Source organism: Mycobacterium sp. SMC-2 (assembly GCF_025263485.1).
Lineage (GTDB): Bacteria > Actinomycetota > Actinomycetes > Mycobacteriales > Mycobacteriaceae > Mycobacterium.
Genome location: NZ_CP079863.1, coordinates 4,300,925 through 4,321,278, shown reverse-complemented (window position 1 = coordinate 4,321,278; position 20,354 = coordinate 4,300,925). Strand labels below are relative to the sequence as shown.

Sequence of the window (20,354 nt, the reverse complement as noted above, 5' to 3'; positions counted from 1 at the left end):
CCTGTGGTGGACATGCCCACCGAGTTCGCAGCCTGGATCAAGCGGGTGCCCGGCAGTAACGGGAACCGACGCGCCGGTGCGACCGTCGTATTTCCGCACGCCGGGTCGGCCGCGGCAGGCTACCGCGCGCTGGCGACCGCGCTGGCCGCCGGCGGCGACACCTACATCGTGCAGTACCCCCAGCGCGCGGACCGGCTGAATCACCCGGCCCCCGACACCGTGCGCGACCTTGCCCAGGGCCTGTTCGACGCGGGGCCGTGGGGTCGCGTCGCGCCGCTACGGCTGTTCGGCCACAGCATGGGCGCCGTGGTCGCGTTCGAGTTCGCCAGGATCGCCGAGTCCCGCGACGTTGCCGTGCAGCGCGTTTGGGTCTCGGCCGGTCCGGCGCCATCCGCGGTTGCCGCCATGCCGGAGCTGCCCACCACCGACGACGCATTGCTCGCCGACATCGCCGACCTCGGTGGCACCGATGCGGAACTGCTCGCCGACGAAGAGTTCGCCGAGCTGCTGACCACCGCGGTGCGGGCCGACTACCAAGCGGTCAACCGCTACGAGTGCGCTCCCGGCGTCCGCATCCGCGCCGACATCTGCGTGTTGGGGGCGCACGACGACCACCGCGTCGATCCGGCCGTGTTGCGGCTCTGGGAGAACCACACCGCCGGCGCCTTCGAGTTGTTCTGGTACGACGGCGGACATTTCTATCTGGACGAACACCGCGATGCCGTGGCCGCACGGGTGAATGCCGATGTCTGAGAACCTCAACGGCGCATCCGATCCGGTCGTGATCGCCGGCATGGCCGTCGAAGCGCCCGGTGGCATCGACACCGCCGAGAAATACTGGGAGCTGTTGTCGCAGGGCGGGGAGGCGCTGGGGCCGTTCCCCACCGACCGCGGTTGGCGGGTGCGCGAGCTGCTTGCCGGGTCGCGGCGCAGCGGCTTCAAGGAGATCCACGACCGCGGTGGATTCCTGACCGGCGCAACGGCATTTGACCCGGAGTTCTTCGGCATCTCGCCGCGCGAGGCCGTCGCCATGGACCCCCAGCAACGCGTCGCGCTTCGGGTGTCCTGGCGGGCACTGGAAAACAGCGGCATCAACCCCGACGACCTGGCCGGGCATGACGTGGGGTGCTTCGTCGGCGCCTCGGCCACCGGATACGGGCCACAGATGGCGAACTTCTCCGAGCACAGCGGACACCTGCTGGCCGGGACCGCGCTGAGCGTGATCTCCGGACGGGTCGCCTACACGCTGGGATTGGCCGGGCCTGCGCTGACGGTGGATTCGTCGTGTGCGTCCGCGCTGGCGGCCTTCCACGTCGCCGTGCGATCGGTGCAGAACGGCGACTGCGACCTGGCGCTGGCCGGTGGGGTCAACGTGCTGGGCTCGCCCGGCTTCTTCGTCGAGTTCTCCAAGCAACACGCCCTCTCCGACGACGGTCATTGCCGCCCCTACAGTGCGCAGGCCAGCGGAACGGTGTGGGGCGAGGGGGCGGCGATGTTTGTGCTGCAACGCAAGTCGGCCGCATTACGCGCCGGTCGCCAGGTCGTCGCCGAGGTCCGCGCCACCGCCGTCAACCAGGACGGCCGCAGCGCCGGGCTCAGCGCCCCCAGCGGTGAGGCGCAGGTCCGCCTGTTCCGGCGAGCCATGGCGCAGGCCGGGATTCGGCCCGAAGAGGTAGGGATGATCGAAGGCCACGGCACCGGCACCCGGCTCGGCGACCGCACCGAACTGCGATCGCTGGCACAAACCTACGGCGACACGGCATCCGGCGGCGGTGCGCTGCTGGGCTCGGTGAAATCGAATGTGGGGCACGCCCTGGCCGCCAGCGGGGCGCTGGGGCTGGCCAAGGTGATGGTCGCCGCCGAGCACGGGGCTATCCCACCGACCCTGCACACGGCGGACCCGAGCCCGGAAATCGACTGGGACAGCCAGGGTTTGCGCTTGGCGAAGGCCCTGACCCCCTGGCCCGCGGTCGGCGGCCAACGGATCGCGGCGACATCGGCATTCGGCATCGCCGGCACCAACGCGCACGTCATCGTCTCCCTGCCCGAGGTCGCGTGATGCTGACCTCGCCACTGCCCGACGGCCGCGTGCCCGTGCTCCTCTCCGCCCATCACGAAGAGCTGATCGGTCAGGACGCCCAAGCCATCCTGGACTACCTGCGCCGCGCCGGTGCGGACGCAGACCCCGCGGCGATAGCCTCGACCCTGCTGCGGCTGCGGCGGGTGCGGCGGCACCGCGCGGTGCTCCGGGCCGCCGACCGCGCCGAGCTGGCCTCCGGGCTGGCCGCGCTGGCCAGCGGCGAAGAGCACCCGCTGGTCACCCGATCCTCCATCGGCGTCGCCCCCCGCATCGCCTTCGTGTTTCCCGGCCAGGGCAACCAATGGCCATCGATGGGCGCCGGGGCCTACCAACGACTTCCCGCTTACCGGGCCGAGGCCGACCGATGTGCCCGGGCGTTTCTCACCGCCGGCCTGCCCTCGCCGTTGCCCTACCTGACCGGAAAACTCGACCAGTACTGGGCGCGCACCGAAATCCAGGGAGCGCAGTTCACCCACGCCGTCAGCCTGGCCCACGAGTGGCGGTTCCACGGCGTGCTCCCCGCGATCGCCATCGGACACAGCCTCGGCGAGGTGGCGGCGGCGTACGTCGCCGGAACGATTTCGCTGCCAGACGCGGTCGCGTTGGTGGGAGCCCGCGCCACGATCGTCGACCAATTGACCGGCGACTACGCCATGGCGGTGCTCGGTGCCGGCGTCGACGAGGCCGTGGCTGTCATAGCCGAAACGGCTGGTTGGCTGGAAGTTTCGGCGGTCAACGGCCCTTCCTCGACCGTGGTGTCCGGCGAGCACGACGCCGTGGCGGCCGCCGTGCGGCTGGCCCGGCAGCGGGGCGTGTTCGCCCACCAACTGTCCGTGGACTACCCGGGGCACACCAGCGTCCTGCGGCGGTTGCGCACCGAGTTGGCCGAGTTGGTTCCCCGCTCCGCATTCCGGGCCAGCCCGGTCAGATTCGTCGGCTCAACCTTCGGCGCCGAGGTCGGCAGCGACGCGGACTTCTGCCAGTACTGGTATGACAACCTCTGCAACACCGTGCGTTTCGATCACGCGGTGGCGGCTGCACAGAAGCTCGGAGCCACCACGTTCATCGAGCTGTCCGCGCATCCCTCGCTGCTGTATCCGCTCGCGGAGCTGATCGACGAGCGCACGACCGTCGTCGTCGGTTCGGGGCACCGCGAAGGCGCCATCACTGACGTGCTGGCGGGGAACATCGCCACCGTGGCGGCCGCCGATCCCGGCTGCCATTGGGGCGACACCATATCCGGTGGTGTCCGGCCGCCGCTGCGCGGGTTCCCGAACGCGCCCATGCGGGCGGTGCATCTGTGGGCGGCACCCGAACCTCCGATGCAGACGGCGCCGGCGTCATCGCTCACCGTCGCCGTGGAGGACTGGCAGCAGGCGACCCCGTCAGACGCGTCGGGCGCCGACATCGGGTTCTTCACCCTCGCCGGTATCGAAACCGCTTTGACGCAGCGGCTGATCGACGCCGTTGGTGCACAGGGGAGTTGCCGGGTTGTCCCGCCGCGCGACGCGGAAATCCTCGCCGTCATCGCCCCCGGCCTGGACGAGCCGGACGCCGCCGCCGCGATCGAGCAGATCGCGCGCCGGCCCGACGCGGGTCTACCCGACTACGCCGCCCTGATCGGCGCGCGGTGCCGGGCCGTGTGGTTGCTCACCACCGGCGCCGAGGCCCTCGACCGGGATGGCGCCGATGCGTCCCCGGCGCAGGCGGCGCTGGCCGCGATGCACCGCAGCGTCGGCTTCGAATTCACCGACCAGGCGTTCGGGCACCTGGACCTGGCGGGCCCGGACGTCGACGAGCCGACGGCGCACGCCGTCGTCGACGCGCTGCTCGGTGAGGTAGCCGAGGTCGCGCTGCGCGGCGGCGCATCGCCGCGGCGCTACGTCCGAACCTTCCGCGAATGCCGCGATTCGGCGACCAGACGGCCGTTGGATGCCGCCGCGCTGGACAACGTCGTCATCACCGGCGGCAGCGGAGCGATCGGCCTGCAGTACGCCCGGTACTGCATCGAGCGCGGCGCACGGACGGTCACTCTGTTGAGCCGCAACGGTATCGACCTCGCCACGCTGCGCCGGCTCATCGCGGACCACAACGCCGAGGTGCACGCCCCGCGGTGCGACATCACCGATCCGCTCGCGCTGGCCGCCGTCGCCGCCCGGCACGCCGGCCCCGGCGCGTCGCTGGTGGTCCACACCGCGGGCATCGCCGAGGCCCGCTCCCGCGGCGCTTTGACCGGTACCCACGTGGCGACGGTGTGCGCCGCCAAGGTCCGTGGCCTCGCGCTGCTCGCCGACGTGTGGCCGCTACGGCCGGATTGCCGAATCCTGGCCTGCTCGTCGGTGTTCGGCGTGTGGGGCGGCCACAACCACGCGGCCTACGCCGCCTCGAACCGGATGCTCGACCTGTTGGCCGCCCAGCTGCGCGGCCGCGGCCACGACTGCGTCGCGATTCGGTGGGGACTCTGGCAGGCCGCCGGCGTGGTGACGGCCGACGAGATCACCCGCACCGAACGCTCCGGCCTGATCGCGATGCTGCCGGACCTGGCGATCGAGGCCAGCCTGTACCGCTACGACGGCGACCCGCTGATCTTCGACGCGGACTTCGACCGGCTGGCGGTGTTCTTCGAAAGCCAAGGCATACCAACGCCGTTCCGCGCGCCCCAAGGCGGCGATGGCGCAGTGGGCGTCTCCGCCGCGAAGCCGCTCGCCGAGGTGGTGCGCGCGGAGCTCGCCGCGACCTTGCACCTGGGTGACTCGGTTTCGATCGACCCGAGCGCACCACTGATCGACCTTGGGGTGGACTCGTTGCTCGCACTCGACCTGCGCAAGCGGCTGCGCCGGACGGTCGGAAGCTCCGTCCCGGTGGCTCGCATGCTCGGCGGCATCACCCTGGACGAATTGATCGACGCGCTGCGCGCCCGCCCGACCGGCGAGCCGGTAAAAGCCGCGACACTCGATGCTCGCCAAGCCAGGAAGGTTGGACTCCCCGCGTGACGAACCCCACCCGAACCGGCGCACGGCTCGACGACGAGCGCCTGGAATTGTTGCGCCGCAAGATCGCCGAACGGGGCCTGGCCAGGCCGGCCGCCGGCGCACCCGTGGCGGCCCACGACGAGCCGCGCATGTCCGCCGGCCAGCACCGGATGTGGTTCGTGCAGTCGATGGACCCCGACAGCGCGCTGCTCAACGTCTGTGTCTCCTACCGCATCACCGGTGCGGTCGACACCGAACGACTGCGGTGCGCGGTCGACGCCGTGGCCGCGCGGCATCACGGCCTGCACACGACGTATGACACCGGCGCGGATGGCGACCCGTGCCCGGTCATCCGCGACGAGCTACGACCCGAGTGGGCCGAGCACGACTTGTCGGCGCTGACCGATCAGGCCCGGCGGTTGCGGCTGGATGTGCTGGCGCAGCGGGATTTCCGCCGTCCCTTCGACCTCGCCAAGGATTCGCCGCTGCGTGTCACCGTGGCGCGCCTGTCCGCCGACGAGCTGATGCTGCTGATCACCGCCCATCACATCGCCTGGGACGATGGCTCCTGGGGCCCCTTTTTCGCCGACCTGACCCGCGCATACACCGATCCGGACGGCTTCGCCGACGAGCCCGCGGTGGCGGCCCCCGTGCCGGACGAAGCCGCGAATGCCGCCGACTTCGAATACTGGCGGCCCCTGATGGCGAATCTGCCGGAGCCACTTGAGCTTCCGGGTCCCAACGGATCAGTGGTGCCGAGCACCTGGCGTGCGCAACGCGCCACGACGCGGTTGTCCGCGGCCACCGTCGACCGGGCGGCGGCGCTGGCGCGCGAAACCGGTGCCACGCCGTACATGGTGCTGATGGCCGCCTTCGCGGCCCTGGTGCACCGCTACACCCAGTCGACCGACTTTCTGATCGCGGCCCCCGTGCTCAACCGCGGCGTCGGGACCGAATCCGCCATCGGCTACTACGGCAACACCGTGGTGATTCGGGTGCGGCCGGAGCCGCGCCAGACGTTCCGTGAGCTGCTGGCCCAAACCCGGGACAGCGCGGTGGGCGCCTTTGCCCATTCGCGCGCCGACTTGGACTGGCTGGTCCGCGAGTCCAATCCCGACCGCCGGCACGGCGCCGACCGGATGACCCGGGTGAGCTTCGGGCAGAGGCAGCCCGATGGCGCCGGCTTCTGCCCGCCCGGCGTGCGCTGCACGCGCGGGGAGTTGCGCGGCCATTTCAACCAGCTGCCCCTGAGTTTCATGGTCGAGCTGGACCGCTCGGGCGGCGGGTTCGTCGAGGCCGAATACCTGGTCGAGGTGCTCGATCAGGGGTTGGTGGACCAGCTGCTGCGGCACTATGCCGTGTTGCTGGACAACGCGCTCGCCAACCCCGATTCGACGCTGTCGGCGTGCGCGCTGATGGACTCCGAGGACGCCGACTGGCTGCGCAGGGCCTCGACCGGCGCGGAGTTCCAGACCCCGGCCGCGACCTTGCCCGCGCTGGTCACCCGCCGAGCGGCGCTGTCGCCCGCTGCCATCGCCGTCGTCTACGAGGGCCGCGAGTACACCTACCGCGAGATCGACGAAGAGTCGAACCGCGTGGCGCACTGGCTGATCGAGCGGGGCGTCGGCACCGAGGACCGCGTCGCGGTGCTGCTGGACAAGTCACCCGAGTTGGTCATCACCGCGCTGGGCGTGCTGAAGGCAGGGGCGGTCTACCTGCCGGTGGATCCCACCTACCCAGCGGACCGGCTGACCTTCATCGTGGGTGACGCAGACGCCAAACTGGTGCTGCGCGAGCCGATTACCGGACTGTCGCGGTACCCGGCCACCGCGCCCGCCGAGCTTATCCGGCCACTGAGCCCGGACAACACCGCCTACCTGATCTACACGTCGGGGTCGACCGGGCTGCCCAAGGGCGTGCCGGTGCCCCACGCGCCGATTGCCGAATACTTCGTCTGGTTCGGTGCGGAGTACCGCGTCGACGAAACCGACCGGCTGTTGCAGGTCGCGTCGCCGAGCTTCGACGTGTCGATGGGGGAGATCTTCGGCACGTTGATAATGGGTGCGCGCCTGGTCATTCCGCGGCCCGACGGCCTGCGCGACATCGGCTATTTGACCGATCTGCTGAGCCGCGAGGGCATCACCTCGATGCACTTCGTGCCGTCGCTGCTCGGTCTGTTCCTGTCGCTTCCCGGGGTCAGCCAGTGGCGCACGCTGCGGCGGGTCCCCATCGGCGGGGAGGCGCTACCGGGCGAGATCGCCGACAAGTTTCACGCCACCTTCGACGCGCTGCTGTACAACTTCTACGGACCGACGGAGACCGTGGTCAACTGCACCAGCTACCCGGTGGAAGGGGCTCAGGGCACGCGGGTGGTGCCCATCGGACGTCCCAAGATCAACACCCAGGTGCATCTCCTCGACAACGCGCTGCGGCCGGTTCCGGCGGGCGTGATCGGCGAGATCTACATCGGCGGAACGCATGTCGCGCACGGATACCACCGCCGGCCGGGCCTGACGGCCGAGCGTTTCGTCGCCGACCCCTTCACCCCGGGCGGCCGGCTGTACCGCTCGGGTGACCTGGCCCGCCGCAACGCCGACGGGGACATCGAATTCGTCGGCCGCGCCGACGAGCAGGTGAAGATCCGGGGCTTCCGCATCGAACTGGGCGAGATCGCCGCCGCCATCTCGGTCGATCCCAGCGTGGGGCAGGCGGTGGTGTTGGCCATGGACCTGCCCCGGTTGGGCAAGAGCCTGGTGGGATACGTCACGCCGGCCCAGGGCGGCGGCCCGGAAACCGTTGACGTCGAACGCATCCGCGCCCGGGTGGCCGCTGCGCTCCCGGACTACATGACGCCGGCCGCCTACGTGGCGCTCGACGAGATTCCGATCACGGCGCACGGCAAGATCGACCGCACCGCGTTGCCCCAACCGCAGATCGCCGCGGGCGCGGAATACCGCGACCCTACGACTCCCGCCGAACGCCGCATCGCCGCACTGTTTTCCGGGCTGCTCGGCCACGACCGGGTGGGTGTCGACGACTCGTTCTTCGACTTGGGCGGCCACTCACTGGTGGCCACCAAACTGGTCACCGCGATCCGCTCGGAGTGCGGAGTGGAGATCGGCATCCGCGACGTCTTCGAACTGGCGACGGTGGGCCTGCTGGCGGAGCGGGTCGACCAGCTGAGTTCCGGCGAGCTCACGCAGTCGCGGCCCAAGCTGATCGCGACCGCCCACGACGAGCCCATGCCGCTGTCGGCATCCCAGCTGCGCAGCTGGTTCGCCTACCGCGTCGACGGACCCAGCTGGGTCAACAACATTCCCTTCGCCGCGAAACTGAGCGGACCGTGGGACATCGACGCGCTGATCGCCGCCGTCGGCGACGTCGTCGCGCGGCACGAAATCCTGCGCACCTCCTACGTGGAACTGGACGGTGTGCCCTACCAGGTGGTCGGACCGGCCGGGGAGGTCTCCGTGCGCCGCGCCAGCGGGCCCGACGATGACTGGCTGCAGCGGCAACTGGACGCCGAGCGCCGCCACTGCTTCGAGCTGGACCGCGAGTTGCCCGTTCGGGTCGCGGTGCTGCACACCGCCGACAACGCCGCCGAGCACGTGCTGTCGCTGGTGGTGCACCACATCGCCTCCGACCATTGGTCGGCCGGGGTGCTCTTTGCCGACGTCATGACCGCGTATCGGGCCCGGCGGGTCGGGGAAGCCCCGGCCTGGGCGCCGCTGCGGGTGCAGTACGCCGACTACGCGGCGTGGCAGGGGGAGTTCCTGGGCGACTCGAGCGGTCACGAGTCCCCGGTCGCCGCCGAGCAGCGGGAGTACTGGAACCGGCAACTGGCCGGGCTTCCCGAGGACACCGGGCTGCGGCCCGACTTCCCGCGCCAGCCGGTGCCCAGCGGTGCGGGCGAATCCGTCGACTTCCACATCGACGCGGCCACCCGCGCCAAGCTCGCCGAGTTGTCCCGCGAGCTGGGCATCACCGAATTCATGCTGCTGCAAACGGCCGTCGCCGTGGTGCTGCACAAGGCGGGTGGCGGCCTGGACATCCCCCTGGGCACCCCGGTCGCCGGGCGCACCGAGGCCGAATTGGACCAACTGATCGGCTTTTTCGTCAACATCCTCGTGCTGCGCAACGACCTGGCCGGCAACCCGACGCTGCGCGAGCTGCTGACCCGCGCCCGGCAGACCGCGCTGGCCGCCTACGCCCACCAGGATCTGCCGTTCGACCGGGTGGTCGACAGCGTCAGCCCGGTGCGCTCGCTGTCGCGCAACCCGCTGTTCCAGGTCGTGGTGCACGTCCGCGACCAGCTGCCGGCCACCCGGGTGATCGAGCCGGCCCCCGAAACCGGTGGCCAGGACACGGTGTGCACCTCGTTGGACCCCGTCTTCGACATGGCGCACGCCGATCTCAGTGTCAACTTCTTCGGCGCCGACGGCTCCGGGGGCATCGGGTACAACTGCAACCTGATCTTCCGCACCGAGCTGTACCGCAGGGCCACCATCGAGCGGTTGGCCGCCTGGCTGACGCGGGTGGTCACCGCGTTCGCAGGCGATATCGACCAGACGTTGCGCGACGTGCAGTTGACCGACGCCGAAGAGCGCCTTCGTATTTTGGAGCAGTGGAGCCGTGGCGAGCGGCCGCCACTCGAACGACCCCGCACCATCCCGGAATTGCTGCAGCCGAGCCGGAGCTGGGGACCGGATCGGATCGCGGTGCGCTGCGGCGGCGAGCAGATCGATTACCCTGCGCTGCACCGTCGTTCGGACAACCTGGCGGCGATGCTCGCCCGGCGCGGCGTGGGACCGGGCTCGCTGGTGGGGCTGTCGACGCGGCGCAGCATCGACCTGGTGGTGGCACTGGTGGCCATCATGAAGGCCGGTGCCGGGTACTTCCCGATCGATCCCGGCTACCCGCCGGCGCGCAAACAGTTCATGCTCGACGACGTGCAACCGCCGGTGGTGGTAGCCACGGCCGAAGCGGCGGACGGCATGCCCGAAATGGCCGGCGTCACGGTGATTTCGCTGGACGATCCGCAGGTGCGCGCGGCGGTGGAGGCCGGGAAGGTCGATCGGCGGGAACTGCCCCTACCGCACCCCGACGACCCGATGTATCTGGTATTCACGTCCGGTTCCACTGGGAAGCCGAAAGGAGCGCTGGGCACCCACCGATCGATGGCCGCCCGGCTCGACTGGCAGTTGCGGCACTACCCGCCGCGGACGGACGACGTTCGACTGGCGCAGGCCTCGATCACGTTCCTCGAAGGCGGTATGGAGATGCTCGCCGGCTTGGCGGCGGGCGCCACGATGATCCTCGCCGACGACGCCGAGCATCGCGACCCGGAAGCCCTGGGAGAGTTGATGAACCGGTATGGGGTTGCCCAGGTGACCGCCGTGCCCAGCCTGGTCTCCGCCCTGGTCGACAGCCGGCCCGAGGCGGTGCGTGGCTTGTCCCGGCTGGTGTGCGGCGGGGAACCGGTGAGCGTGTCGCTGCTGCAGCGGCTGGTGTCGGTATGCGGCGGCGCAGACCCCGAGCTGCTGAACAACATCGGATCCACCGAGACCTCCGGTGCGGTGTCCCGCGGGCGACTGGAGCTGCCGAATCCGTTAGTGGGCAAGCCGGTACCGGGAGCGGACGCCTACCTGCTCGACGACGGCCTGCGGCCGGTACCGGTCGGGGTGGTGGGCGAGCTGTATTACGCCGGTGATCAACTGGCCCGGGGCTACTGGAAGCGGCCCGGGCTGACCGCCACCCGTTTCGTCGCCAACCCCTATGCCCTCGAACCCGGTTCGCGTCTCTACCGCAGCGGCGACCTCGCCCGCTGGACCGACGACGGCCGACTGGAATTCGTCGGACGCTCCGACCACCAGGTGCAGGTCCGCGGTTTCCGGGTGGAGTTGGCCGAGGTCGAGGCCGCGCTGTCGGGAGTCGACGGCGTCGCCGCCGCGGCGGCCCGCACCTGGGACGTGCACGGCGGCACCTCACTGGCCGGATACGTTGTCCCGCAACGGCCGATCGTCGATGAGGCCGAGAAGGCCTCGTTCGCATCGGAGGTGCGCGCCGCGATCGGCAGCACACTGCCCGGCTACATGATGCCCTCGTCGTTGACCGTCCTCGGTGCGCTCCCGAAGACCGAGTCGGGCAAGTTGAACCGGCCCGGGCTGCCGCGGCCGGCGGTCGCCACCAGCGCGCGCATCGAACCGTCGCGCACCGACACCGAGCGGGCGCTGTCCAAAATGTTCGCCGAGCTGCTCTCGACGCCCGAGGTGGGCCGCTTCGACGACTTCTTCGCGCTGGGCGGCGACAGCATCCTGTCGGTGCAGCTGGCCTCGCGGGCGCGGGCCGCCGGCCTGCCGGTCAGCCCACGGATGATCTTCGAGAACCCGACGGTGCAGCAGTTGTCCGCCGCTCTGGATGCGTTGGGACAGAACAGGTCCGAGCCGATCGAGGAGCCCACCGACACCCGGTTCGAACCCATGAGCACCTCCGGGCTGTCGGCCGAGGATCTGGCTGCCGTGACGCGGCTTTGGTCGCCGGCACGCGACGGTACGCCATGACGGCCACCAAAGATGTGGCGCCCGCCATCGAGGACGTGATGGCGTTGAGCCCGCTGCAAGAGGGCTTGTATTCGCTCACCACGCTGGCCGAATTCGCCGGCGGCGAGGCCGACGATCCGTACGTGATCGGCATGGCAGCCGACATCTCCGGTGCGCTCGACGTCGCGCTGTTGCGGGATTGCGCGACAAAGATGTTGGTGCGCCACCCGAACCTGCGGGCCAGCTTCTTCAGCCGGGGCATCGCGCGCCCCGTGCAGATCGTGCCCTCCCGGGTCGACCTGCCGTGGCGCACCGTCACTGCCGCACCCGAGGAAGTGCAGGCGCTGGAGGTTGGCGAACGTCGGCGGCCGTTCGATCTGGAACGCGGGCCGGCCATCCGCTTCCTGCTCATCGAATTGCCCAGCGCGCGATGGCGTTTGGTGCTCACCGCCCACCACATCGTGATCGACGGCTGGTCGCTGCCGGTGTTCGTCAACGAGATGATGACCCTGTATCAGGCCGGCGGCGACCTGTCGGCGCTGCCCGTCACCCCGCGGCCGTACCGCGACTACATCGGCTGGCTGGCGAGCCGCGACCTCGAAGCCAGCCAACAGGTCTGGCGCCGGCACCTGGCCGGCCTTCCGGGCCCGACCCTGCTATCGGCGGCGCTGGGCTTGGCCGAAGACCGGCGCAGCGCGCTGCCCCGCGCCACCGAACTGCGGATGCCGGCCGAGGCCACCGCGCGATTGGTCGAGGAGACCCGCTCCCGGGGCATCACCGTCAACACCCTGATGCAGATGGCCTGGGCGCTGGTGCTGTCCCGGCTGACCGACACCCATGACGTGATTTTCGGGGTCACCGTGTCCGGCAGGCCGCCGGAACTGACCGGCGTGGAAACCATGATCGGCCTTTTCATCAACACCGTTCCCATGCGGGTGCGGCTCGACCCGGCCGCGGGCGTCGGCGAGCACTGCCGCACGGTGCAGCGAAACGCCGCGCTGCTGCGTGAGCACGGCTACCTCGGCCATGCCCAACTAAGGGCACTCGGCGGCGTCGGGGAGATGTTCGACACCCTGCTCGTCTACGAGAACTTCCCTTTGGACGGACTGACCGCCGGGACCGAATTGACCGCTGCCGGTGCGACATTCCGGCCATCCGCCCTACAAACCCTGTCGCATTTCCCGATCACCATCGCGGCCCACATGGAACGCGGCGAACTTGTCGTGCTGATCGAAGCGATCGACGGGGCGCTGGGCGCCATCCCCGCCGCCACCTTCGGGCGGCGGGTGCTCGTTGCCGCCGAGCGGCTGCTGCAGGGCTGGGAGCGGCCGCTGCGCGAGGTCAGCGTCCTCTTCGAGGACGAGGCGGTCCCGCCGCGCGCCGCCGCCGCGCCCACCCCGCCGGGGGTCGGCATCCACGCGCGATTCGCCGACGTCGCCGGCAAAGCCCCGGATGGCGTCGCGGTCAGCTGGGCGGGCGGCACGCTGAGCTATCGCGAACTGGACGCCCTGACCAACGGCCTGGCCACCCGGCTCGCGGACCGCGGCGTGCGGTCCGAAACCCCGGTGGTCATCCGGCTTCCCCGGGGGCCCGAGTACATCGTCGCGATGCTCGCGATCCTCAAGGCCGGCGGCGTGTGCGTGCCGATGGAGCCGGGGACGCCCCCGGAACGGGTCGAATCGATCCTGCGCCAATCCGGGGCCGCCATCGTGATCGACGAGGCGTCCGCCGGCGGCCCACCCGGCGACTTCCACGCGGTCGACGTGGCGCCCGGGCAGGCCGCCTACGTCGTCTTCACCTCGGGCACCACGGGAGAACCCAAGGGCGTCATCGGAACTCACGCGGCGGTGGGCGCCTACGCCGACGATCACCGTGACAACGTGTTGCGGCCGGCGGCCGCCCGGCTGGGTCGGCCGCTGCGCATCGCGCACGCGTGGTCGTTCGCGTTCGACGCGGCCTGGCAGCCGTTGGTCGCGCTGCTCGACGGCCACAGTGTGCACATCGTGGACGAGCACACGCAGACCGACGCCGAGGCGCTGGTCGCGGCGATCGCCGAACACCGCATCGACATGATCGACACCACCCCGTCGATGTTCGCCCAACTCACGGCATGCGGCTTGCTCACCACGGTCCCGCTGGCGGTGCTGGCGCTTGGCGGGGAAGCGCTCGGCAAACCCGCTTGGACGGTCATCCGCGCCCAGTGCGCGCGCACGGGCATGGCGGCCTACAACTGCTACGGCCCCACCGAAACCACGGTCGAGGCGGTGGTCGCCGCCATCGCCGAGCACGACGAGCCCTCGATCGGGCGGCCGACCCGGCACACCCGCGCTTACGTGCTGGACTCCGCGCTGCGCCCGGTGCCCTGCGGGGCGACCGGCGAACTTTATCTGGCCGGCGCCCAGCTGGCCCGCGGGTATCTCGGCCGCGCGGCGGAGACCAGCCGGCGGTTCGTCGCCGATCCGTTCGCGATCGGTGGACGCATGTACCGCACCGGCGATTTGGTGCGTCGGGGCCTCGACGGCTCGCTGCAATACGTGGGCCGCGCCGACGAGCAGGTGAAGATCCGCGGCTACCGCGTCGAACCGGGCGAGATCGCGGCCGCACTCGAATCGCATCCGGCCGTCCGGCAGGCGGGCGTTCTGGTGCGCCGACCGCAAGGAATCGCGCGGCTAACCGCCTACGTGGTCATTTCCGATGCGGCACCGCGCCCACCGTCGCCCGCCGAGCTGCGCGGCATGCTCGGCTCCCGGCTGCCCCGCTACATGATTCCGCAGTGCATCGTCACCGTCGACGAAATCCCCCTGACGGTCAACGGCAAGCTGGACGAGGCCGCGCTGAGCGCCTTCGACCCCGCCGAGGCCGGTGACGGCGAAGCCGGAGCCGATCCGGAAACTCCGACCGAAGCCGCGCTGGCCGAGCTCCTTTCCGAGCTGCTGCATCAACCACGGGTAGACGTCTCCACGGATTTCCTGCAGCTGGGCCTGGATTCCATCGTGGCCCTGTCGGTGGTGCAGGCGGCCCGGGCGCGGGGGATCGCGCTGCGCGCCAGGCTCATCCTCGAGTGCGCCAACGTCCGCGAGCTGGCCGAGGCCATCGACTCCGAAAACATCACCGCCAGAAGCGATCTGGAAGACGACACCGGACCGACGCCGGTGCTGCCCAACGGCCGCTGGCTGTACGAATACGGCGAGCCGCGCCGGCTGGCGCAAACCGAAGCCATCCGGCTGCCCGACGACGTCACCCGCGCGCAATTGGACGCCGCGCTGGCCGGCATCATCGACGGGCACGAAGTGCTGCGCGCCCGCCTGGACCGTGCCGCCATGACCCTGGTTTCGACGCCGGCCAGCGACGCCGCACTCGTCCACGAGGTCGCGGTCTCCGGCGAGCTGCAGGCGGTGGTTCCCGAACACGCCGCGCGGGCCGTCGACCGCCTCGACCCGGAGCGGGGGACGTTGCTGGCCGCGGTGTGGCTTCGCCCCCCGGCCGGGCCGAGCGTCCTGCTGCTGGCCGCCCACGTGCTGGCGCTGGATCCTGCGTCGTGGCGAGTGGTCCTCGGCGAATTAGATGGTGCCCTAAGATCTTTGGCCGCCGGGCGCCCACCCGCACCGATCCGCGAGCATACCAGCTACCGGCGCTGGGCCGGCGCGCTCGTCGAACGCGCACACCGGCTGGACACGGTGGAATTCTGGGCCGCACAGTCCGAGGGCGCCGACCCCGACCTCGGCGCCCGACGGGTCGATCCGGGCCGCGACCGAGCGCGCGAGCTGGACGTGCGCATGATCGCCGCCGATGCGGAGACGACCCGCCGGCTGCTGGACTCGGGGCTACCCTTGCCGCACCTGTTGGTCGCCGCCACGGCGGCGACGGTGACGCGGTGGCGGCGGTCGCGGAATCAGGCCACGCCACCACCCCTGCTGGCGCTCGAAACACATGGGCGCGCCGACGGTCTCGTCGACCCAGCGGGCGCGCACATCGTCGACACCGGCGACACCGTCGGGCTGCTGAGTTCCATCTACCCCATACGCGTGGCGTCGGCCGATCCGCGAGAGGTGGGGGAGCAACTGGCGGCCATCCCCGGCGACGGGCTGGACTACGGGTTGCTGCGCTATCTGCGTGCCGACACCGCCGAACGCCTCGCCCCGCTGCCCGGGCCGCAACTGCTGTTGAACTACCTCGGTGCCGCCCACGCCCACGGCGGCACCGGGCTGACGCTGGAGCGTGAGCTCCTTGCCGGGGTGTCGCCGCAGCCGGAACCGGATCTGGCGGTGCGCCATGAGCTCACCATCGTGGCCGCCATGCTTACGTTCGACGGTCAGCGCGTGCTGGCCGCGCAGTGGCGCACGCTCCCCGACATTCTCGGCGAGGCCGATGTCGCTGCGTTACAACACCTTTGGATTGAATCGTTGCGGGAGATGGTGCGATGAGCACATTTGCGATCCTGGGCGCGGGAGCCAAGGCGGTCGCGGTCGCGGCCAAGGCGTCCGTGCTGCGGGACATGGGCATCGATGCCCCCGAGGTGATCGCGGTCGAACGCCTCGGCGTCGGGGCCAACTGGCACGCGGGCGGCGGTTGGACCGACGGGGCGCAGCGGCTCGGCACCAGCCCGGAAAAGGATGTGGGCTTTCCATACCGCTCCGCGCTCGTGCCCCGCCGCAACGCCGAACTCGACGAGCGGATGACCCGCTACAGCTGGCAGTCCTACCTGATCGCCACGGCGTCGTTCGCCGAATGGATCGACCGTGGCCGACCGGCGCCGACGCATCGCCGGTGGAGCCGGTACCTGGGCTGGGTGGCCGACCAGGTCGGGCTCGACGTGGTGCACGGTGAGGTGGAAAGGCTGGCCGTGCGCGGCGACCAATGGGCGCTACACACCCACGAGACGACCGTGCACGCCGACGCCCTGATGATCACCGGGCCCGGCCAGGCCGAGAAGTCGTTGCTCCCCGGCAATCCGCGGGTGCTGTCGATTGCCCAGTTCTGGGACCGCGCGGCGGGCCATGACCGGATCAGCGCCGAGCGGGTGGCGGTGATCGGCGGCGGTGAGACCGCAGCGTCGATGCTCAATGAGCTTTTCCGGCACCGGGTTTCGACCATCACCGTCATCTCACCACAGGTGACGTTGTTCACCCGGGGGGAGAGCTTCTTTGAGAATTCGCTGTTTTCCGATCCGACCGACTGGAGCGCCCTGACGCTGGCCGAACGCCGCGACGCGATTGCCCGCACCGACCGCGGCGTGTTCTCGGCCAACGTGCAGGAGGCCCTGCTGGCCGACGACCGCATCCGCCACTTGCGGGGCCGCGTTGCCCATGCCGTGGGCCGGGACGGGCAGATCCGGCTCACCTTGTCCACCAACCGGGGCAGCGAGAACCTCGAGACGGTGCACGGTTTCGACCTGGTCATCGACGGTTCCGGCGCCGACTCGCTCTGGTTCACGTCGTTGTTCGGCCAGGACGTGCTGGATCTGTTGGAACTCGGCCTGGGCGGACCACTGACGGCCGACAGCCTGCAGGAAGCGATCGGCTACGACCTGGCGGTCGCCGACGTCACGCCCAAGTTGTTCCTGCCCAACCTGTCCGGTCTGACGCAGGGGCCGGGATTTCCGAACCTCAGTTGCTTGGGATTGTTGTCTGACCGGGTATTGGGATCCACAGTGGGCTCAGTGGGGCCGACCAAGCACACGACAAGGAGACGCGATGAGCATCAACCCCTTCGATGACGACAACGGCACTTTCTTCGTTTTGGTCAACGACGAAAACCAACACAGCCTGTGGCCGAGCTTCGCCGACAAACCGGCGGGGTGGCGGGTGGTCTTCGGCGAAGCAAGCCGCGCGGAGTGCCTGGAGTATGTCGAACAGAACTGGACCGACATCCGGCCGAAGAGTCTTCAGGAATCGCTCAAGCGACGCTCGTAAGAGTGGCGGCGGGTGCACCGCCGCCGTACCGTGACCGGCCCGAGACACAATCGCCGGTCACACGAGGCACACTTAACACCCATTGCACGTGGTAACGCGGAACCGTGTGGGGGACAAGATCGCTGAGATCCCGCCACGGTGCATGCGTATCTGAAGGGGGAACCGTGAAAACCAGGAAAAGTATTGCCACCGGCGTGGCGGCGTTCGCCGTCGTAGGGGGAGCCGCCGGTGGCGCGTTCGTCGCAACACCGATGGATCAGGTGCGGTTGGCCGCGATCGGCGCGCCGATACCGCAGGACCCGCCACCGCCGCCGCCGGCCCCGGGAGCGCTGCCGACCGCGGATCAGTTGTCGAACCTGTGCGACCAGGCCACCAATCCAGGCGTCTCCTACACGACCAAGAACAACTTGGTCGAGAACGGCATCAGCCCCGACGAGGGCCACGTGGCCGACCACGAGCTGCGAAAGGCCTACCGGAATGGGAACTTTCCGGAGACGTTCGCCGTGACGAACATCGCGCCGGCCGGCCCGAACATGGCCCAGGCCGATGTGGCCATCTCGGGTCCGAAGTTCGCCGGCCCGGTGCAAAAGCATCTGGAGTTCGTCAACCAAGGCGGGAACTGGGTGCTGCAGCACGACGCCGCCATCGCCCTCATCCAGGCGGCCACGGCGATCAACTAGCCGGCCCGAACTCTGGGCGGCCACACAGCGCGCGCACAGCTTCCGCCTGTTGTCTTCATATGGCGCTGCCGTAACGTAGCCGTGCCGAGTTGCGAAACAACAGGGTGCGGGCGCGCTGAGACTCGTGCCCGTCGAAGGGGGAAGCATGAAAACCGTTAAGTTGCTCGCCACCAGCGTGGCAGCATTCGCCGCCATCGGGGGCGCCGCCGCCGGCTTGGCCTCCACCGCGGCGCCGATGGATCAGGTGCGGTTGGCCGCGGTCGGCGCGCCTCTACCGCAGGACCCGGTCCCGGCCGCCGCCGCCGACGTCCCGACCGCCGATCAGCTGACCGGCGTGCTGACCAGCCTGGCCGACCCGAGCGTGTCGTTCTCCAGCAAGGGCAATCTGGTTCAAGGCGGCATCAGCGGGATCGAGGCGCACGTCGCCGACAAGAAGCTGCAGAAGGCGGCCAAGAACGGCGACCTGCCCCTGTCGTTCGACGTCACGAACATCCAGCCGGCCGCCGCGGGTTCGGCCACCGCCGACGTGGCGGTCTCCGGCCCGAAGCTGACGTCGCCGGTCACGCAGCACATCACGTTCGTCAACCAGGGCGGCTGGGTGCTGTCCCGCGCGTCGGCGATGCAGTTGCTGCAGGCCGCCGGTCAGTGACCGGCGCGCAGGTGTGATCTGGCGACGCGAACGGGGTCGGCCAGCACGTCGATCGAGGCGATCAGGCCGTCGCGCACCACGAACCCCATGATCGCCGTCGCGTGCCCCGCGACGAAGATGACCGCGCCGGCGGCCCCGTTGACGGTCGCGGCACGCACCTCGCGGTCCGCACCCGCGTAACCGCGGGCGAGCCTGGCCACCTCGGACGCACCCTCGGCGCGGAAACCCGCGGTGCCGCGGCCGAAATCGCCGCGGAGCACCACGTCGGGATGCAGCACCGCCACCAGGCGGTCGAAGTCGCCGCTTCGTCCCGCCGCGAAGAATGCGTCGACCGCCTCCCGCTGGGCGGCCACGTCGCCGTCGGGGGCCGGATCGGCCTCTTCGATGCGTCGGCGCGCCCGGCTGGCCAGCTTGCGGGTGGCCTCCGGCGTCCGCCCGACGATGGGTGCGATCTGGTCGAACGGCACGGCGAAGACGTCGTGCAGCACGAAGGCCAGGCGCTGCTCCGGCGGCAACGTGTTCAGCACCACGAACAACGCCAGCCCGACCGCGTCGGCCAGCATCGCGCGATGTTCGGGGTCGAATTCGTCGTCGACTTCCACGATCGGATCGGGCAGGACGACGGCCGGTTCCTCCCTGCCGCGGGCCCGGCGGTCGCGCAGCATGTTCAGGCAGATGCGGGCCACCACGGTGGTCAGCCAGGCGTCCAGGTTGTCGATGCCGTCGGCGCCGCTGCCGCTCAGCCGCAGCCAGGCTTCCTGCACGGCGTCCTGGGCGTCGTCGATCGAACCCAGCATGCGGTAGGCGATGGCGCCCAGCTGCGGTCGCGCCGCCTCGAACCGCGCCGTCACGGACGCATCCACGGTCATGTGCCGCCCTGGAGTTCGGGCAGGGCGCAGACCTGGTTGCCGGAGAAGCCGGACGAGCCGATCCCCAGCGCGAGGTTGAAGCGCGCGCGCAGGTTGCCCAGCGTGATGACGTGGGTGAGCCCGACGAGTTGGGCCGTGTCGAAATGCGCGCGCAGCGCAGCGAAAAGCTCGTCGTCGACCTCGACGGGGGTGCGGCTGATCGCGGTGGCGTACTCGAGGATCAGCTTGTCGACCTCGGAGAAGCACGCGGCGTTTCGATAGTCGGCCATCGCGAGCAGCTCCTCGTCGGTGATGCCCCACCTTCGGGCGATCTGCGAACCGAGGTCGATGCAGTACTCGCAGCGCACCGTCGTCGCCGCCTTGAGCTCCGCGAGCGCGCGATGGCGCGGGCGCAGGATGTCCAGCTTCGACTCGGCCTGCTCGAGCCTGCCGTAGGCATTGAGCAGCCGGGGGATGTGCGCGTACATCCGCAGCGGTTCGAGCATTCCGGCCGTTTCCAGGCCGGTCATCTGGGCCAGCTTGCGCTTGGTGAAGAAGAAGGCGATCTTGGCGCCCAGACTGGCGTCGTGGTCGGAGACCCCTGGCAACCGGGACATGGCGATCCTCCTAGCAAGTTGCGGTGTGAACCAACGTCCTTACTAAGTCGACACCCG

Annotated in this window: 11 protein-coding genes; 9 read left to right on the top strand and 2 right to left on the bottom strand. The window is 70.2% G+C overall.

Annotated elements, in window-relative coordinates; genetic code table 11:
• Positions 1-12: 12 nt before the first annotated feature.
• The 9 genes from KXD96_RS20245 (at position 13) to KXD96_RS20205 (ending at position 18,832) form a co-directional block, all read left to right on the top strand.
• Positions 13-753 (top strand): thioesterase II family protein, encoded by a 741-nt coding sequence (locus tag KXD96_RS20245; RefSeq protein ID WP_396878856.1) that lies wholly within the window; start codon positions 13-15, stop codon positions 751-753.
• Entirely contained in the window at positions 740-2,059 is a 1,320-nt protein-coding gene (locus tag KXD96_RS20240) for a polyketide synthase (protein WP_313901592.1), read from the top strand. The genes KXD96_RS20245 and KXD96_RS20240 overlap by 14 nt, the downstream gene beginning before the upstream one ends.
• Positions 2,059-5,073 carry a mycobactin polyketide synthase MbtD gene (gene mbtD / locus KXD96_RS20235; RefSeq protein ID WP_260739197.1) on the top strand — a complete coding sequence of 1,005 codons (3,015 nt, stop codon included), beginning with the start codon at positions 2,059-2,061 and terminating at the stop codon, positions 5,071-5,073. The genes KXD96_RS20240 and mbtD overlap by 1 nt, the downstream gene beginning before the upstream one ends.
• Positions 5,070-11,612, top strand: coding sequence for a non-ribosomal peptide synthetase (locus KXD96_RS20230; RefSeq protein ID WP_260739194.1), 6,543 nt, complete (start codon positions 5,070-5,072; stop codon positions 11,610-11,612). Before mbtD ends, KXD96_RS20230 begins: the two co-directional genes overlap by 4 nt.
• The gene (locus tag KXD96_RS20225; protein WP_260739193.1) at positions 11,609-16,015 is read left to right on the top strand and encodes an amino acid adenylation domain-containing protein; all 4,407 of its coding nucleotides are present in this window, start codon (positions 11,609-11,611) and stop codon (positions 16,013-16,015) included. The genes KXD96_RS20230 and KXD96_RS20225 overlap by 4 nt, the downstream gene beginning before the upstream one ends.
• Entirely contained in the window at positions 16,012-17,307 is a 1,296-nt protein-coding gene (mbtG, locus tag KXD96_RS20220) for an NADPH-dependent L-lysine N(6)-monooxygenase MbtG (protein ID WP_260739191.1), read from the top strand. Before KXD96_RS20225 ends, mbtG begins: the two co-directional genes overlap by 4 nt.
• Entirely contained in the window at positions 17,285-17,503 is a 219-nt protein-coding gene (locus KXD96_RS20215; RefSeq protein WP_260739190.1) for an MbtH family protein, read from the top strand. Before mbtG ends, KXD96_RS20215 begins: the two co-directional genes overlap by 23 nt.
• A 164-nt stretch (positions 17,504-17,667) precedes the next feature.
• Positions 17,668-18,183: a hypothetical protein gene (locus tag KXD96_RS20210; protein ID WP_260739188.1), complete on the top strand. Its 516-nt coding sequence runs from the start codon at positions 17,668-17,670 to the stop codon at positions 18,181-18,183.
• A 145-nt stretch (positions 18,184-18,328) separates the two neighbouring features.
• Positions 18,329-18,832, top strand: a complete 504-nt coding sequence (locus KXD96_RS20205) for a hypothetical protein (protein ID WP_260739186.1) — start codon at positions 18,329-18,331, stop codon at positions 18,830-18,832.
• Here the strand turns inward: KXD96_RS20205 and KXD96_RS20200 are convergent.
• Positions 18,826-19,701, bottom strand: coding sequence for a sigma-70 family RNA polymerase sigma factor (locus KXD96_RS20200; protein WP_260739185.1), 876 nt, complete (start codon positions 19,699-19,701; stop codon positions 18,826-18,828). The two genes, KXD96_RS20205 and KXD96_RS20200, sit on opposite strands and share 7 nt — an antisense overlap.
• A complete protein-coding gene (locus tag KXD96_RS20195) occupies positions 19,698-20,297 on the bottom strand; it encodes a carboxymuconolactone decarboxylase family protein (protein WP_260739182.1) in 600 nt (199 codons plus the stop codon). The genes KXD96_RS20200 and KXD96_RS20195 overlap by 4 nt, the downstream gene beginning before the upstream one ends.
• Positions 20,298-20,354: the final 57 nt, after the last annotated feature.

Excerpts from the sequence above, each read along its gene's own strand:
- mbtG (WP_260739191.1), top strand. The coding sequence starts at position 16,012 with ATGAGCACATTTGCGATCCTGGGCGCGGGAGCCAAGGCGGTCGCGGTC.
- KXD96_RS20195 (WP_260739182.1), bottom strand. The coding sequence starts at position 20,297 with ATGTCCCGGTTGCCAGGGGTCTCCGACCACGACGCCAGTCTGGGCGCC.
- KXD96_RS20205 (WP_260739186.1), top strand. The coding sequence starts at position 18,329 with ATGAAAACCGTTAAGTTGCTCGCCACCAGCGTGGCAGCATTCGCCGCC.
- KXD96_RS20245 (WP_396878856.1), top strand. The coding sequence starts at position 13 with ATGCCCACCGAGTTCGCAGCCTGGATCAAGCGGGTGCCCGGCAGTAAC.
- KXD96_RS20200 (WP_260739185.1), bottom strand. The coding sequence starts at position 19,701 with ATGACCGTGGATGCGTCCGTGACGGCGCGGTTCGAGGCGGCGCGACCG.
- KXD96_RS20240 (WP_313901592.1), top strand. The coding sequence starts at position 740 with ATGCCGATGTCTGAGAACCTCAACGGCGCATCCGATCCGGTCGTGATC.
- mbtD (WP_260739197.1), top strand. The coding sequence starts at position 2,059 with ATGCTGACCTCGCCACTGCCCGACGGCCGCGTGCCCGTGCTCCTCTCC.
- KXD96_RS20225 (WP_260739193.1), top strand. The coding sequence starts at position 11,609 with ATGACGGCCACCAAAGATGTGGCGCCCGCCATCGAGGACGTGATGGCG.
- KXD96_RS20215 (WP_260739190.1), top strand. The coding sequence starts at position 17,285 with ATGAGCATCAACCCCTTCGATGACGACAACGGCACTTTCTTCGTTTTG.